The organism is Curtobacterium sp. MCLR17_043, assembly GCF_003224215.1.
GTDB lineage: Bacteria > Actinomycetota > Actinomycetes > Actinomycetales > Microbacteriaceae > Curtobacterium > Curtobacterium flaccumfaciens.
Genome location: NZ_QKLH01000015.1, coordinates 57,200 through 71,103, shown reverse-complemented (window position 1 = coordinate 71,103; position 13,904 = coordinate 57,200). Strand labels below are relative to the sequence as shown.

Annotated in this window: 17 protein-coding genes; 5 read left to right on the top strand and 12 right to left on the bottom strand. The window is 69.0% G+C overall.

The window, feature by feature from the left end; translation table 11 throughout:
* Positions 1–9: 9 nt before the first annotated feature.
* Positions 10–438, top strand: coding sequence for a hypothetical protein (locus DEJ03_RS14420; RefSeq protein ID WP_146237745.1), 429 nt, complete (start codon positions 10–12; stop codon positions 436–438).
* Position 439: 1 nt separating this feature from the next.
* Here the strand turns inward: DEJ03_RS14420 and DEJ03_RS14415 are convergent, their stop codons facing one another.
* The 5 genes from DEJ03_RS14415 to DEJ03_RS14395 form a co-directional block, all read right to left on the bottom strand.
* On the bottom strand, positions 440–1,054 hold the full coding sequence (locus tag DEJ03_RS14415) for a hypothetical protein (RefSeq protein WP_110865130.1): 615 nt from the start codon (positions 1,052–1,054) through the stop codon (positions 440–442).
* Positions 1,051–1,500: a hypothetical protein gene (locus DEJ03_RS14410; RefSeq protein ID WP_146237744.1), complete on the bottom strand. Its 450-nt coding sequence runs from the start codon at positions 1,498–1,500 to the stop codon at positions 1,051–1,053. Before DEJ03_RS14410 ends, DEJ03_RS14415 begins: the two co-directional genes overlap by 4 nt.
* Positions 1,501–1,756: 256 nt before the next feature.
* Positions 1,757–2,236, bottom strand: coding sequence for a DUF4395 domain-containing protein (locus tag DEJ03_RS14405; RefSeq protein ID WP_110865128.1), 480 nt, complete (start codon positions 2,234–2,236; stop codon positions 1,757–1,759).
* Entirely contained in the window at positions 2,233–2,730 is a 498-nt protein-coding gene (locus tag DEJ03_RS14400; protein WP_220034144.1) for a co-chaperone YbbN, read from the bottom strand. The genes DEJ03_RS14405 and DEJ03_RS14400 overlap by 4 nt, the downstream gene beginning before the upstream one ends.
* Before the next feature lie 91 nt (positions 2,731–2,821).
* Positions 2,822–3,574: a hypothetical protein gene (locus DEJ03_RS14395; protein WP_110865127.1), complete on the bottom strand. Its 753-nt coding sequence runs from the start codon at positions 3,572–3,574 to the stop codon at positions 2,822–2,824.
* Positions 3,575–3,665: 91 nt separating this feature from the next.
* On the opposite strand from DEJ03_RS14395, the gene DEJ03_RS14390 reads away from it, so the two are divergent.
* Positions 3,666–3,884 (top strand): DUF1653 domain-containing protein, encoded by a 219-nt coding sequence (locus tag DEJ03_RS14390; RefSeq protein ID WP_258370832.1) that lies wholly within the window; start codon positions 3,666–3,668, stop codon positions 3,882–3,884.
* A gap of 63 nt (positions 3,885–3,947) precedes the next feature.
* Here the strand turns inward: DEJ03_RS14390 and DEJ03_RS14385 are convergent, their stop codons facing one another.
* The 5 genes from DEJ03_RS14385 to DEJ03_RS17735 form a co-directional block, all read right to left on the bottom strand.
* Positions 3,948–4,388, bottom strand: coding sequence for a hypothetical protein (locus DEJ03_RS14385; protein WP_146237743.1), 441 nt, complete (start codon positions 4,386–4,388; stop codon positions 3,948–3,950).
* A 257-nt stretch (positions 4,389–4,645) separates the two neighbouring features.
* On the bottom strand, positions 4,646–6,103 hold the full coding sequence (locus DEJ03_RS14380; RefSeq protein WP_146237742.1) for a hypothetical protein: 1,458 nt from the start codon (positions 6,101–6,103) through the stop codon (positions 4,646–4,648).
* A complete protein-coding gene (locus DEJ03_RS14375) occupies positions 6,100–6,360 on the bottom strand; it encodes a hypothetical protein (protein WP_146237741.1) in 261 nt (86 codons plus the stop codon). Before DEJ03_RS14375 ends, DEJ03_RS14380 begins: the two co-directional genes overlap by 4 nt.
* Entirely contained in the window at positions 6,347–7,144 is a 798-nt protein-coding gene (locus DEJ03_RS14370) for an ABC transporter ATP-binding protein (protein ID WP_258370838.1), read from the bottom strand. Before DEJ03_RS14370 ends, DEJ03_RS14375 begins: the two co-directional genes overlap by 14 nt.
* 2 nt (positions 7,145–7,146) lie before the next feature.
* Positions 7,147–7,401, bottom strand: coding sequence for a hypothetical protein (locus DEJ03_RS17735; protein ID WP_111233936.1), 255 nt, complete (start codon positions 7,399–7,401; stop codon positions 7,147–7,149).
* 136 nt (positions 7,402–7,537) lie between these two features.
* On the opposite strand from DEJ03_RS17735, the gene DEJ03_RS14365 reads away from it, so the two are divergent.
* The 3 genes from DEJ03_RS14365 (at position 7,538) to DEJ03_RS14355 (ending at position 12,451) form a co-directional block, all read left to right on the top strand.
* On the top strand, positions 7,538–11,047 hold the full coding sequence (locus DEJ03_RS14365; protein ID WP_110865122.1) for a TM0106 family RecB-like putative nuclease: 3,510 nt from the start codon (positions 7,538–7,540) through the stop codon (positions 11,045–11,047).
* Between the two features lie 83 nt (positions 11,048–11,130).
* Positions 11,131–11,445: a hypothetical protein gene (locus tag DEJ03_RS14360; protein ID WP_146237740.1), complete on the top strand. Its 315-nt coding sequence runs from the start codon at positions 11,131–11,133 to the stop codon at positions 11,443–11,445.
* Between the two features lie 148 nt (positions 11,446–11,593).
* Positions 11,594–12,451: a nuclease-related domain-containing protein gene (locus DEJ03_RS14355; protein WP_110865120.1), complete on the top strand. Its 858-nt coding sequence runs from the start codon at positions 11,594–11,596 to the stop codon at positions 12,449–12,451.
* A 32-nt stretch (positions 12,452–12,483) separates the two neighbouring features.
* On the opposite strand, the gene DEJ03_RS14350 is transcribed toward DEJ03_RS14355, so the two are convergent.
* Together DEJ03_RS14350 and DEJ03_RS14345 are read right to left on the bottom strand one after the other, a co-directional pair.
* Positions 12,484–12,909: an SseB family protein gene (locus tag DEJ03_RS14350; RefSeq protein ID WP_146237739.1), complete on the bottom strand. Its 426-nt coding sequence runs from the start codon at positions 12,907–12,909 to the stop codon at positions 12,484–12,486.
* Between the two features lie 95 nt (positions 12,910–13,004).
* Complete coding sequence (locus tag DEJ03_RS14345; RefSeq protein WP_110865118.1) at positions 13,005–13,808, bottom strand: SDR family oxidoreductase; 804 nt, start codon at positions 13,806–13,808, stop codon at positions 13,005–13,007.
* Between the last annotated feature and the right edge of the window lie 96 nt (positions 13,809–13,904).

The following is a 13,904-nucleotide window of genomic DNA, read 5'->3' as shown; positions in this document are numbered from 1 at the left end:
GGAAGTGCAATGGTCAATCCCAGTCGTCGTCTCGCGGCAGTCGTCGCAGGGGGAGTCGTGGCCGCCACGGTGTTCGCGGCAGCGCCGGCGTTCGCCGAGGGTTCCTGGTCGTCGAAGCTGACCGGTGTTGCGATCGGCAAGAACTCGAGGAGCTGGCAGGACTCGCACAAAGACAGGGTGCGGACCGCCACGACGTTCGCGAGCTGCCGGATCTCGGGGAACGCCAGCGGATTCCGATCCGCCACCATCCGGCTCTACGACGAGCGCGGCCTGTTGCCGGACAAGAGCATGGGGTCGAAGGTGAACAAGTGCGGCCGAAGCGACTGGGGCGTGATGAACCGGCCTGACCGGTACCACTGGACGATCACGGCGCTCAACGGCTCCTCGTACGAGCCCGCTCTGCGGCTGTCGGTGTCGCGGGTGCGGCAGGCCTACTGAGTCAGCGCTGGCGGGCGGCTGCTTCGGTGGCCGCCTGCACGTAGCGTCGACAACTCCGGGACTGGTGGAGGAAGAGCGGCGTGAAGACGACGGCCGCAACGAGGAGCGTGCCGCAGAGGATCCGACTGAAGACGCTAGAGAAGGGGTCGTCGCCGACGAGGTTCGGGAGCTGCGGGCCAGCGATGCCCAGGCAGAGCAGCAGGAACTGGCCGAGGGCGATCGGTTGGTAAGCGGCTCGGAGACGGGCGAGGTCGAATGCCCGTCGTGCGAGGTCAGAATCGGCCGGTTCGATCGGGGCTTGCTTCGCGATCGCCTGCGAGAGGGTCTTGCGGCCGAAGCGCGAGAGTCCTTCGAGGGGCGCCTGCATCTGCGGAGTCAGGCGGAGGGTGGTGGCGAGCAGCGAGAACGCCCCGGCAAGTCCGCCAACAGCCACCGTGCAGCCGACCACCACGATGGGCCATCCAGGGCCCCGGCGCGCGTCTCCGAGCAGGATGACGACCACGACGCCCACCATGAGGCCGACGATTCCTCCGGCCAAGATGATCCAGGCAGTCCGGCGCCAGGCGCGGCGGGCGATCGCGTCGGGCGTCTCTGGTGTCCTCGTCGCGGTGGTCATACGACGGAGACCGGAGTGTCGGTGCGGCGTTCGTTCTCGGCTGTGGCGGCATCCGCGTAGCGCCGAGCTCGGCGGCCTCGGGTGACCAGCAGCGGCACGAGGAACGCCACTTCGATGACGAAGAGCGCGAGGAAGATCCGGCTGAAGGGCACGCTGCCATCGCCGGTGACGGCTCGGGCGAACTGGGGAGCGGCGGCTCCTGCGAACAGCAGGAGGTTCTGACCGAGGATCAGTCCGTTGAACACGGCGGTCCCGCGGGCGAAGGTGAGCGCGCGGTGCTGCAGTTCCGGGCCCGCGTCCTCCGCGAGCGGAACGCCCGAACGGATTGCCCTCTTGATGATCTTGCGACGGTCTCTCGTCAGGCCCTCGTTCGCCTGCGTGGCGATCGACGACGCGCGTGCACTGGCGGGGAGCAACGAGAGCATCCCGGCCAGGCCGACCAGCACGGCGACGCACGTGAAGATCGCCAGGGCGACGGTCCAACCATCGTCGTCCCGTGAGGTTGCCCAACCTGCCACCGCTCCGGCGACCGCGGCGATCGACACGACCAGGGCGGTACGACGCCATGCACGCCGGATGATTCGTTCGTCTTCCCCCACCCGCTCACCCTACGGGGCGGGGCGCAGCCGCGTTCTGGAGCCGAGCACCTGTCGGACGCTGGCGGTGCGGTCGAGGCGAGGCGGGCCTCCAGGCCGGACGCCGTCAGGCGACGCCGCGCCGCGGGCGGAAGACCCCCGCGCGGACCAACCACACGTAGAGCAGGCAGCCGATGCAGATGTCGAAGACGGCGTTGAGGAACGCGGCGACCAGGGCGACCGCGGCACCGATCGGGGCGGTGTACGGCACGCCGAGCAGTGCGAGGAGCAGGGCGACCGCGGTCACGAACAGGCCGACCTGCTGGGCGAAGGTCGGGGGTTCCGGGGCCTCGAGTTCGGCGGGCGGGGCGAGGCGCGGGCGGACGACCCGTCGGAAGAGTGCGCCGTAGGGGTGGCGGCGGATGCCGGCGATGCCTCCGACGGCGAACAGTACGACGATGACCGCGAGCAGCACGATGCCGGCGACCCACGTCTCGGGGATCAGCGTGAGGACGATCGTCGCGGCGAGGAGCACCGTGGTGATGGCGGCGCCGAAGCGTGGGGAGCGCGGGTCGATGCCGCGGTCGGTGTCGTTCGTGGTGGTCATCGGGACTCCTGGGTGCCGGTGGTTCCTGGGGTGCCTGTGCTGCGTGTGGTGTCCGTGCTGCCTGCGGTCAGGACGGCGTCGAGGGCGGCGGCGAGCTCGGGTGGGCGGGGTGGGCCTCGGAAGCGGGTGTGGACCGAGCGGTCGGCGTCGAGCAGCAGGACCGTCGGCGTCTGCATCACGTCGAAGCGGCGAGCGAGTTCGGGGTGCTCGGCGAGGTCGATCTCGATGCGTCGGACGCCCTCGTGTTGATCGGCGACGGAGGCGAGCTGGCGCCGGGTGGCCGGGCACCGCGCACAGGTCGGCGTGGAGAACTGGACGAACGTGGCGGCGGTGCCGTAGTCGGTGTCGAGCGCGAGGCCGTCTGCGTTCTGCCTCGTCGACGCGGCGCTGCCCGCCGACCGGGCTCGACCGGTCCGGTGGCGGAGCAGGAGACCGAGGACCGTCGCGAGCGCGAGGACCCCCACGAGCACGGCCACAGCGGTTCCGAAGGTCACACGGCGACGGTACGCGCAGCCGACGAACTGCTGTCGAACGTGACCGGATGTGACGCCGGGCTGTGCGCGTCGCGCCGGACTCGGCGGGGACTCAGTCCTCGGGGAGCGTGCGGACCCACTGCTCGAACGCGGTGGCGTCGTCGTCGCTGAAGACGGCGGAAGGCCGCGACTCGTCCTTCGCCGAGTGCAGGAACAGCGTGCCGTCGGCCATCCCCGGCGTCGCGTCGCTGAGGATGGACGACTTCGCCGCGACGCCCTTCCTGGTGAGGAAGGTCAGCTGTTCGCCGTTCGTCGATTCTGCGATCGCCGCTTCACCGTCGAAGAACGAGGCGAGCTCCATCACCAGGAACGCGGTGGCCCCGTCCTGCGTGGTGAGGGCGACGGCCGGCTTCGTCCGACTCTTGCCGAAGGGGTGCTCGACGGCCGTGGCCGTGACTCCCGAGCCGGTCCACGGTCGCACCTCGGTCAGGGGGAGCCTGGCGGCGACCCGCGCCGCGGGTCGTCTCGGCGTGACGACGGCCTGGAACAGCAACGTCCCGATCACGACCGCGAGGAACCAGGCGTACGGCGAGAACGTCTTCGTCGCGATGAGGACGAGGAAGCCACCGAGGAACCCCGCCCAGACCAGGTTCGGCCACCACCTCGACTCCTGACGCAGGCCGAGCGGCCACAGCACGGCGCCGTACACGAGTCCGACGACCGTGGGGACCCAGAAGGCCGAGGGGCGGACGGCGCCGGCGTGGAAGTGCAGCCAGACGTCCGCCCCCGCCATGACGACCGCCATCACGACGAAGAAGACGCGCTGTGCGCGACGGTCCCGCTCGCGCGTGCTCAGTGCGGTCATCTGGTTCCCCCGTGGTGCTCGTTCCCCGTGCTGCTCAGTCAAGCAGAACGCGCGGTCATGGTCCCACCGCTCGGGCCGTACCCTCGGTCGGGTGACTGACGACGTGACCGCGGGCCGCTACCGGCACTTCAAGGGCAACGATTACGAGGTGCTGCTCGTCGCTCGTGACGTGGAAACCGAGGAGCCCGTGGTCGTGTACCAGGCGCTGTACGGCGAACGCGGGCACTGGGTGCGCTCGCTCGCCGAGTTCACGGCACACGTGACACGTGACGGGTACGACGGCCCGCGGTTCGTACCCTTGACCGACTGATCGCGGAGGCCGGACTGTTTGCCGGCCCGCTGAGAGCGCTCATGTCCGGCGGTTGGCGAGGGTTCACTGTCGGCTGGACTGTTCTCGGCGCTCGGGGAACTTTGACGAGCGGGCAGACCTGACGGCGTCGCGCAGATTGGCGCCGTCCCCGACCGGGAAAAGCAGGGTGACAAGGTGACCTACCCCGATCGAGGCGAGAACGACCACCTCGATGACGTGGGTCGCGAAGATCATCGCGGCGGCGCAACACGACGCAACCAGGAGCGGCCCGCTCACCGCGACGACGGCCTCGCGGAGAGGTGGCAAGGAGTTGCGCACAACGTGGGCGAAACCGAGCCTCGCGACGACATGGACGTGCGACCGTTGCGCCGACAGCAGGCCAATGGCGAGGAGATGACCGAGTTCATGGCAGAGATTTGAGACGAGAAACGCGAGCACCGCCAGCAACGGTCCGTACGTCGCTCCGCTGCCGAGAAGCGTCGCCATTGCGAGTGCGGTCGTCACCGTCAAAGGAAGTGCCGCAGAACCGACGACTGCCAGGACGAGGCGCACGTACACCGAGAATCTCTTCGCATCGCCAGAATCCACAAGCGCTCCCGCAGTGAAGGCCGTTCTCCATCGGCTCTCGCCTCCAGCGATGAATCCGTGGTCGATCGCTGCGCGACGCCTCGCGTTCGTGTCGGTCCGGAGCGACAGTGCGAACTCTTCACATCGAACGGCAGGGCCCTCCGGACTACAGCACGGCGGCAGCAGTCGGGAGATCATCGGGACGAGGTCAGTCGGATGCACGTGGTCACCGACCCTGCTACCAGCAGGCAGATACAGCAGATACTTCCGAGCACCTTCAATGGTCCAGCGAGCTGATCCAGATAGGAGATGAGGGAGCTGCATCCCAGGTACAGCACGGTCGTCAGCATCAGGCCGACGCTGCCTGACATGGGCTGTGTGTCGCTCCACGGGACGAGGGCGCCAGCGAGTGCCGCTGACAGGAAGAGCAGCGTCGCACGGAAGACCATCCCCGGGAGCTCGTCGAATTGGACGACGCCCAGGAGGAGGGCTGCGCCGCTCAAGCCTGTCCAGGCAAGGGCAGCGGCGACGATGTGCGCCACTGCAACGGGCGCGAACCACCACGTGCGGCGACGACCGAGCGCGGTGCCGGTCCAAGCCCATGGCAGGACGCGCCCCGGGCCGAAGAGGACGAGAGCACATCCCGCCGAAGGAACCGCCATGGCCAAGCCGTCGCGTACCTCTGCTGGAACGTTCGGCGGGAGCGCCCACGCCGTTGTCGCCAACAAGCAGATTGCGCCAGCAATCGCTAGGGAAGTCTGCGGCGCACGAATCATCACCAGGAGCTGAGAGAGGAAAGGCCCCTGCGGTCCACGGAGTATCCGATCGGCAGGGAGAAGCGCGAACGCGGACGGGACCGCCTTTGAAGTCGAGATCTTGCTGACTGCCCACACGAACACAATCGTCACGACGAAGTAGCTCACGAAGACCGGCCACGCCAGATCAGGCCTCCGGCTGGTCGCGACATCGCTGATCAGCCTTGGGAGGGACAATGCGGGCGCGTCATCGGTAGCCAAACCCGAGGGCACGATGACGCCGGGGCCGAAAGCGACGAGCGCAGCGCCGATCGTCACTGCGCCACTGATCGTCGACGAGACGGCGAAGGGTGTTCGGAGCCAAGACTGCATCAAGCTCCCTACTGCGTGCAGCAGGCCTTGGGCGAGCGCTTCAACGAGAGCGACGCCCGCGAGAAGCGCGACCACGTATCGCGTCGCCTCGCTGAGGTCGAGAACACGACCTGCCACGAGCATCGCCGGGACGCACAGCGCCGTCGAGCCAATTGTGGTGAGCACGGTCAGTGGAAGCGATCTGCCGATTGCTCGAGCGCTGTTCGTCACCGGTAGGAGGCACAGAAGGTGGTCGAGGGCCGAGCCCGCTGGGGCAGTGAGCGCGAGGACGACCGTCACCAGCGCCGCGCTCAGCAAAGCACCACTCGCCGCGGTCTCCACCATGAACGCTGCGATCGGTGCCGGCACTTGGCCGCTCAACGTCGAGACTGCCGTCAACCCGAGGGCAAGTCCGAGTGCAAGGATGCCTGCAACTGTGAACGCAGCGCAGAGGAGGACTCGCCGACGTGAGACGTTGAAGGCTCCAGCGAGTTCTGACATCCAGACCAACGCGGTGGCGCGCGCGACCGTGATGGTCTGACTCACGGGTGGGGGCGAGCGCGAAGGCGCAGGGCGGCGTAGCCGACCGTGATGAGAACGACCGTCACGAGAAGCCCCAACCCGTTCGGCGTGAACTCCACCGATGGCAGCCCGTTCTCCGTGCCGACTGTGGCCGAGAACACGAACGGAATCTCAGCGGGTGTCCCACTGACGGCTGAGGTGGCGATCGTGGCAGCGATGGCAAGGAAAGTGATAGCGATGCCGAGCACGAGCCCGATGAACGTCACGCTAGCGGTCTTCATGAATTTCCTTTTCGTCGGGGGTGAACAGGGCACGGAGCCGGTCGGCGCGGGTAGCCATCGACGAAGCGCTGCTGATCCGCGCGGAGAAGCACTGGCCGACCGAGCCATGGCTGGAAACGATCTCCCGGGTGCGACCTGAAGCAACAATTGCTCCGTTGTGCAGCATGGTTATGGCCTCACAATGCGTCTCGGCGCGCAACAGGTCGTGCGTCGCCATGAGGACCGCTCCGCCTGCCGCGGTGAACAAGGAGAGGCATTCTTGGAGGACTTGCGCTGTGTCCGGGTCCAACCCCCTGAACGGTTCGTCGAGGATGAGGAGCGAGGGACTGTGCGCGAGCGCACACACCAATTGAAGCTTTCGCTTCATGCCGTGGGAGTACGAGGAGATCGGCTTTGAGAGTGCGTTTCGTACCTGGAGGACACGTGCGAGGGACATTGCTCGGGACGAGTCATCGCGGCGACGGAGTGAATCATGCAGGCGCAGGTACTCGCGGCCCGTCAAAGACTGGGGAAGCGGGAGATCATCGGGTGCGAAACCGAACCGCATCCGAGCGACGGCTTGGCTGACCGTCACGCCATGGTGAAGGACTGATCCGCGGTCCGGGTCGATGATGCCCGTGATCACATGCAAGGCTGTACTCTTCCCGGAGCCGTTCGAGCCGAGGAGCCCGTGAATGCTTCCGGGGACGATGGTCATCGAGAAGTCGACCAGTGCAGGGCGCCCGCTGTACGACTTGTCGACTCCGATCACCTCCAGGACAGGATTCACGGGCTCCTCGTGCATGTTCACTTTCGGCAGTACACCTTCCATGTGCCGCCGGCACTGAAGGACGGCATGTCCATTGCCGGGTACATGCCCTTGTTCTGGCAGGTGATCCACCACGCGGTGATGAGGCCGACCGCGAGCAACAGCGCGATCGCGATGAGCACGAGCACAACGACTCGGTCCTGTTTGAGAGCGAGCCGATCACGGATCGATTCGACTCTGTCGGTGATCGCCGATTGTGAATAGAGCGCTCCGTTGAGCACGAGGTTCGACATGAACCATCCCCTTTCTGGTCGAGCGTTAACGTATCACCGACGGAATCTAGTATGTCAAGAGCGAATTCGAGGAACCCGTCCCGTTGTCTGACGCCGCCCCTAGGCTTTCAGCGCACCGGAGAGCAAGGGGGAGCGCATGCAGATCGGCGTCGACGGGCACGTGCTGCTCAGCCCGAGTGACCTGAGCACGTGGTCGGCCTGCGAGTGGGCGTTCCTCCGCCGCCTCGACGCCAAGCTCGGCCGCGGGGAAGCCCTGCCGGACGTGCACGACGACATGCTCGAGCGCACGGCTCGGCTGGGGGACCAGCACGAGCTCGACTACCTCGACATCCTCAAGCAGACCCGCGACGTCGTCGAGTTCGACCGCCCCGCCCCGCCGGACTACGCACGCGCCGCAGCCAAAGCACGACAGGCCTTCGCCGACGGTGCCGACGTGCTGTACCAGCCGACGTTCCACGCAGCGCCGACCGCAGACGCCCCCGGCTTCATCGGCTTCGCGGACTTCATCATCCGCAACGACCGCGGCGAGTACGAGGTCTACGACACCAAGCTCGCCCGCCACGCCAAGATCAGCGCCCTGCTGCAGCTCGCCGCGTACGCCGAGCAGATGCAGGCGCACGGCATCCCGACCGGGCAGCAGGTGCACCTGGTGCTCGGCGACCGGACGACCACCACGCACGACCTCGCCGACATCGCGCCGGTGTACCGCACGCAGCGCGCCGAACTGCAGCGGGTCATCGCCGAGCGCATCGCCGCCGACGAGTCGCTGCGGTGGGGCGACCCGCGCTACTCGAGCTGTGGCCGATGCGCCGTCTGCTCCACACAGGTCGCCGAGCACCGCGACCTCGTCCTCGTCGCGGGCATGCGCCTCGACCAACGGGCGAAGCTGATCAAGCACGAGGTGCGGACGATCGACGACCTGGCGACCCGCACCCGGACAGTACCGGGCTTGTCCCGCGCGACGCAGGATCGGCTGGTACGGCAGGCGAGCCTCCAGATCGAGTCGGAAGACGCCCGACGGACGGGCGCCGACGGGCCGGGCCAACCCGTCAAGCCGCGCTTCGAGGTCCTCGACGCCCGTGCGCTCGACGCGATCCCGGCACCCGACCCGGGCGACGTCTTCTTCGACTTCGAGGGCGACCCGCTGCACACCGAGGACGGCGTGCACTGGGGCCTCGACTACCTGTTCGGCCTGGTCGACGACCGCGCCGAGTTCACCGCGTTCTGGGCGCACACCATCCGCGACGAACGGGTCGCGCTGGAGCAGTTCCTCGCCTTCATCGAGGCCCGGCGGCAGCAGTACCCGGGGATGCACATCTACCACTACGCGGCTTACGAGCGGACGCACCTGCTGTCGCTCGCCGCCCGGCACGGGGTGGGTGAAGAGGCCGTCGACGACCTGCTGCGCGCCGGGGTCCTGGTCGACCTGTACCCGATCGTCCGCAAGGCCCTGGTCGTCGGCAGCCACAGCTACTCGATCAAGAAGCTCGAACCGCTGTACATGGGGTCGGACCTGCGCGAGAGCGACGTCACGAACGCCGCGGACAGCATCACCGCCTACGTCGACGCGATCGAGGAGCTCCGGAACGGCGACGCGGCCGAGGGGCAGCGGATGCTCGACCAGGTCGCCGACTACAACGACTACGACTGCCGCTCGACCCTGCGCCTGCGCGACTGGCTCCGCTCGCTGCGAACAGACGACCCCGACGCGGCCGACCCGGCGCTCGAGCTCGAGGTCGCACCGATCCCCGTCGAACGCGAGCCGAACCCGGTGTACGTCGCCCTGGCCGCGCAGCTCGACGACGTCGACGCCCTCGACCGCACGCCCGACCAGACCGCATTGGCGCTCGCCGCGGCCGCGATCGACTACCACCGCCGCGAGGCCAAGACCTTCTGGCAGGACCACTTCGACCGCCTGCGGAACCCGGTCGACGACTGGGCCGACACGCGTGACGTCCTGGTCGTGGAGCGGGCGTCCGTCGAGCGCGACTGGGACACGCTGCCGCGTGCCCGCTCGCAGTCGCGGGAACTCCGGTTGTCGGGGACGCTCGCTCCCGGCTCGCGGCTCCGGCCTGGAGGCACGCCCCACCTTGTTTACGACGACCCACTTCCGCCCTCGGTCGCCTCACCGGGCCCCGGGTCGAAGGGCGCGTCGTCGCGCGCCGTGATCGTGGACGTCTGGGACAACGGCGATGCCGTCGAGGTCCTCGTGAAGGAAGGGCTGCCCGTCGGCGGCGAACCGCACCACGACTTCCCGGTGGCACTCGCCCCGTCGGCACCGCCCCGAGCGAAGCCCCAGCCGGAGGCGATCGCGTGGTGGGGTCAGGCCGTGCTCGACGAGCTGCCGGCGATGCTGCCCGACCCGGCGCTCGACCTGCTGCGACGGGTGCCCCCGCGTGGCCCGATCGTCCCCGTGCAGGGCGACGACACGGTGTCCGCCGTCGTGTCGACCCTGCTCGGCCTCGACCGGTCCTACCTGGCGATCCAGGGCCCTCCCGGCACGGGCAAGACCTACGTCGGCTCGAACGTCGTCGCCCGGCTCGTCCGCGAGTACGGCTGGCGCGTCGGGGTCGTCGGCCAGTCCCACGCGACGTCGGAGAACTTCCTGACCTCGGTCGTGAACGCCGGTGTCCCCGCGGACCGGGTCGTGAAGGTGCCGAAGTCCGGCGCAACCGAGGACGAGCTCGACGCCGCAGCCTGGACCCCCGTGAAGAACGGTGCCGCGGTCGCCGCGTTCCTGTCTTCGTGCGAGTCCTCGGGCACCGGCGGTGTCGTCGGTGGCACGGCGTGGACGTTCGCGAACGAGTCCACGATCGAGCGCCGTTCCCTCGACCTGCTCGTGGTCGACGAGGCCGGGCAGTTCTCCCTCGCCCCGACCATCGCCTCGTCGGTCGCCGCGACCCGGCTCCTGCTGCTCGGGGATCCCCAGCAGCTGCCCCAGGTGTCGCAGGGCTCGCATCCGGAGCCCGTCGACGAGTCCGCGCTCGGCTGGCTCGCCGACGGACAGCACGTCCTGCCGCCGGAGTTCGGGTACTTCCTGGCCCGCACCCGCCGCATGGAGCCCGCGCTGACCCGATCCGTCTCGGCCCTGTCCTACGACGGGCAGCTCGCCTCGATGGTCTCCGGCCGGCACCTCGACGGCATCGACGCGGGTGTGCACCCCGTGCCGGTCGTCCACGCGGGCAACACGACGTCCTCTGCTGAGGAGGCCGCTCGGGTCGTCGCACTCGTCGGTGACGTCGTCGGCCGCACGTGGACGGACCGTTCCGACACCCGGGCCCTGACCGACGAGGACGTCATCGTGGTGGCGCCGTACAACGCGCAGGGGGCACTGATCCGGCAGGAGCTCGACCGCGCTGGCTTCACCGGCACCCAGGTCGGCACCGTCGACCTGTTCCAGGGCCGCGAGGCCGTCGTGTCGATCGTGTCCCTGGCAGCGTCGAGTGCGGCGGACATCCCACGCGGCCTCGACTTCCTACTCATGCCGAACCGGTTGAACGTGGCGATCTCGCGGGCGAAGTGGGCGGCCTACCTCGTGCACTCGCCGGCGCTGACCACCGGACTGCCCCCGTCGATCGCGGGCCTGTCCCTGTTGTCCCGCTTCATCGAGCTCGTCGAGCCTCGCCCGCAGGCTGTCCGAGCCTGACCGCGAAGGTGAGGGACATGCTGGAGGACTGGGCGAGCCGACCCGCGCCGTGGCGCTCTCGGGCGTCGACGGCGGACCTCGTCGTGACGGTTTCACTGTTCGTCGCGACAGCGCTGGCTGGGATCGCCGCTGTGCTCATCGGGTGGGTCTTCGCCGGACTGTCGCAGTACAGCTGTGACTGGGAGACGTCGACGCGGCCGTGCACGCCGTGGGTCGCCTGGCTCCCGAGCGTGGTCGAGAGCATCGTGCTCGTCGCCGTCTTCGTCGGGGGTGCGGTCGTGGCCGCCCGAGTTCGGCGGACGAGGCCGCAGGGATGGGCGGTCGCTGTCGGCACCGCGACCGTCATGGCGATCGTGGTCTCCGTGACCTGGGTGGTCGTCGCGGAGCACGCCGGCTGAGTCAGCGCTGCGTGACGGTTCTGGTTCACGAACCCCGGGGATCGTGAACCAGAACCGTCAACCGCGCGAAACCACGGACCCACCCGCCGCGCTGTGGCGCCAGAACGAGGGCTGGCCGGACCAGACGTCGTCCTGGAACGGTGGAGGCATGGGGGAGCACACGATCACCGCAGACCGTCCGAGCCCGAAGGGAACGGCGCCGCTGACACTCCGCGCCCGCAAGCCCGGGTACGCCGTGATGCAGCAGTGTCTCGCGGTCCAGGCCGACGGCCGCGCACTGACGACGTGGCAGCGGTTCTGGGGGCACGACCCACTCCGGCCGGAAGCTCGTTCCTGGTTCAAGGGGGCGATCGGCGAGCGGCAGGTCGCGGCGCAGCTCGAGGAACTCGCCCCGGACTTCACGGTCCTGCACGCCGTCCCGATCGGGGCGGGCAGCACGGACATCGATCACGTCGTGGTCGGTCCGACCGGCGTCTTCTCGATCAACACGAAGAACCACTCCGGTCACGCGGTCTGGGCGGGCGGACGCACACTGATGGTGAACGGCCAGCGGACGCCGCACCTGCACCGCGCGCTGGCCGAGGGAGAGCGTGCGACTGCACTGTTGTCGGCCGCAGCGGGCGGTCCGATCCTCGTGCAGCCGATCCTGGTGGTCGCGGCCGCCGAGCTCCGGTTCGGCAAGAAGTCGCCGGCAGCCGTGATCCTCGAGCCCGAGCGTGTGGGCAGCTGGATCCGCGGTCTTCCGCGTGCGCACTCCGACGAAGCCGTGCGCTTCCTGTCGATGCTGGCGGAGGAACGGGGCACATGGCACGTCGACGCCGTCGTCCTCAACGACACACTTCGCCACGTCCAGCGCTTCGAGCGACTCGAGCGCGAGATCGCTGACGCGCGCTCCCGCCGCAGCCTGATGCGCCGGGCTCGGGTCCTCGCGGTCTTGGCCGTTCCGGCGGGTGGTCTGCTCGGCTACTGGTGGGCTGTCGCTGCTGCCGCGATGGCGGCTGCCTGACGACGAACGGTCAGAGTCTCCGACGGATCGGGTCAGTCGTCGCTGGTCGGGACGCCGCCCTGCATCTGCACTCGCATCTCGGCGAGGACATCGGCGTGCAGGAAGTTCGCCTCGGCCGCACTCGTGGGGTCGACCACGATGCCGAACTCCTCGGGGAGCGCGGACACGAGCTCGGACATCGGCACCGGACGCCCCTCGGCGTCGGGCAGGCCGGCGGCGAGTTCGTCCGGGTCGGTGAAGACCGGCACGAACGGCTTGTCCCGGATCATGACGTGGGCGACGCTGCCGGCCTCCGGGGTACCCGCCGCCTTCCAGGGGACCCACGCCGCGCTGCGCAGGAAGCCCGCAGGCGAGGCCGCCATCCTCCGTCGGAGTTCGGCAGCAGCGGTCGGCGGGGCCTTGTCGACGCCTCGGCCGAAGGCTGACCCGTTGGTCTGATCGGTACTCACACCAGCCATGCTGTCACGGTCGGCGGACACGGCGGGGCCGAGCCGCGCCTCCAGGCCGAAACCCGGCGCACGCGGACGTGAGCCGGGCGTCAGAGGTGACGGTCTCAGTACGCGGCCGACTGCCCGCCGTCGATCGGGACGACCGTCGCGTTGACGTAGGACGCGTCGTCGGAGAGCAGGAAGGCGACGACGGCGGCGATCTCGGGAGCCTCGCCGTAGCGCTTCGTCGGGTTGACCTGGATGAACTCCTCGGCGGCCTTGCGCGGGTTCTCCGCATCGAGCTGCTTCATCGAGTTCTCGACCATGGGCGTCCAGATGGCGCCGGGGGCGATGGCGTTGATGCGGATGCCGTAGCGGCCGTACTCGACGGCCGAGTTGCGGGTGAGCCCGACGACGCCGTGCTTGGCGGCCGCGTACCCGGACTGGTTGCCGATGCCGCGGATGCCGCCGACGCTCGCGGTGTTCACGACCATGCCGGAGCCCTGCTCACGCATGACCTTGAGCACCTTCTCGAGGCCGAGGAACACGCCGCGGAGGTTGATCGACACGACGCGGTCGAACTCGGCGGCGGTGAAGGACTCCGTGGGGTTCTGCTTGCCTTCGATGCCGGCGTTGTTGAAGAAGCCGTCGATGCGGCCGAAGCGCTCGGTGGTGGCGGTGACGTAGGCGTCGACCTGGGCCTCGTCGGACACGTCGGCGACGGTCGTCAGGACCTGCGCGTCGGGGGTGGCCTCGAGCACGGCGGCCTTCGTCGCCTCGAGTCCCTGCTCGGAGACGTCGACGAGGGAGAGCGCAGCGCCCTCGGCGGCCAGGCGGACGGCGGTCGCGCGGCCGAGGCCGGAGCCACCGCCGGTGATGAGGACGACGCGGTCGGCGAAGCGGGTGGTGCCGGTGGTGGTTTCGGGCATGGTGGGAGGCCTCCTGAGGTCTTCGACGGTGAAGGGCTCGGGGTCCGCGGTGGGGCAGCGAGTCCGATCGATGCATCTGCATCGAGATGCCTAGAC

Bases quoted from the DNA above. Each gene is read 5' to 3' on its own strand.
- DEJ03_RS14395 (WP_110865127.1), bottom strand. From the start codon at position 3,574: ATGACCGCACTGAGCACGCGCGAGCGGGACCGTCGCGCACAGCGCGTC.
- DEJ03_RS14405 (WP_110865128.1), bottom strand. From the start codon at position 2,236: ATGACCACCACGAACGACACCGACCGCGGCATCGACCCGCGCTCCCCA.
- DEJ03_RS14370 (WP_258370838.1), bottom strand. From the start codon at position 7,144: ATGCACGAGGAGCCCGTGAATCCTGTCCTGGAGGTGATCGGAGTCGAC.
- DEJ03_RS14420 (WP_146237745.1), top strand. From the start codon at position 10: ATGGTCAATCCCAGTCGTCGTCTCGCGGCAGTCGTCGCAGGGGGAGTC.
- DEJ03_RS14355 (WP_110865120.1), top strand. From the start codon at position 11,594: ATGGGGGAGCACACGATCACCGCAGACCGTCCGAGCCCGAAGGGAACG.
- DEJ03_RS14365 (WP_110865122.1), top strand. From the start codon at position 7,538: ATGCAGATCGGCGTCGACGGGCACGTGCTGCTCAGCCCGAGTGACCTG.
- DEJ03_RS17735 (WP_111233936.1), bottom strand. From the start codon at position 7,401: ATGTCGAACCTCGTGCTCAACGGAGCGCTCTATTCACAATCGGCGATC.
- DEJ03_RS14415 (WP_110865130.1), bottom strand. From the start codon at position 1,054: ATGACCACCGCGACGAGGACACCAGAGACGCCCGACGCGATCGCCCGC.
- DEJ03_RS14350 (WP_146237739.1), bottom strand. From the start codon at position 12,909: ATGGCTGGTGTGAGTACCGATCAGACCAACGGGTCAGCCTTCGGCCGA.
- DEJ03_RS14375 (WP_146237741.1), bottom strand. From the start codon at position 6,360: ATGAAGACCGCTAGCGTGACGTTCATCGGGCTCGTGCTCGGCATCGCT.
- DEJ03_RS14345 (WP_110865118.1), bottom strand. From the start codon at position 13,808: ATGCCCGAAACCACCACCGGCACCACCCGCTTCGCCGACCGCGTCGTC.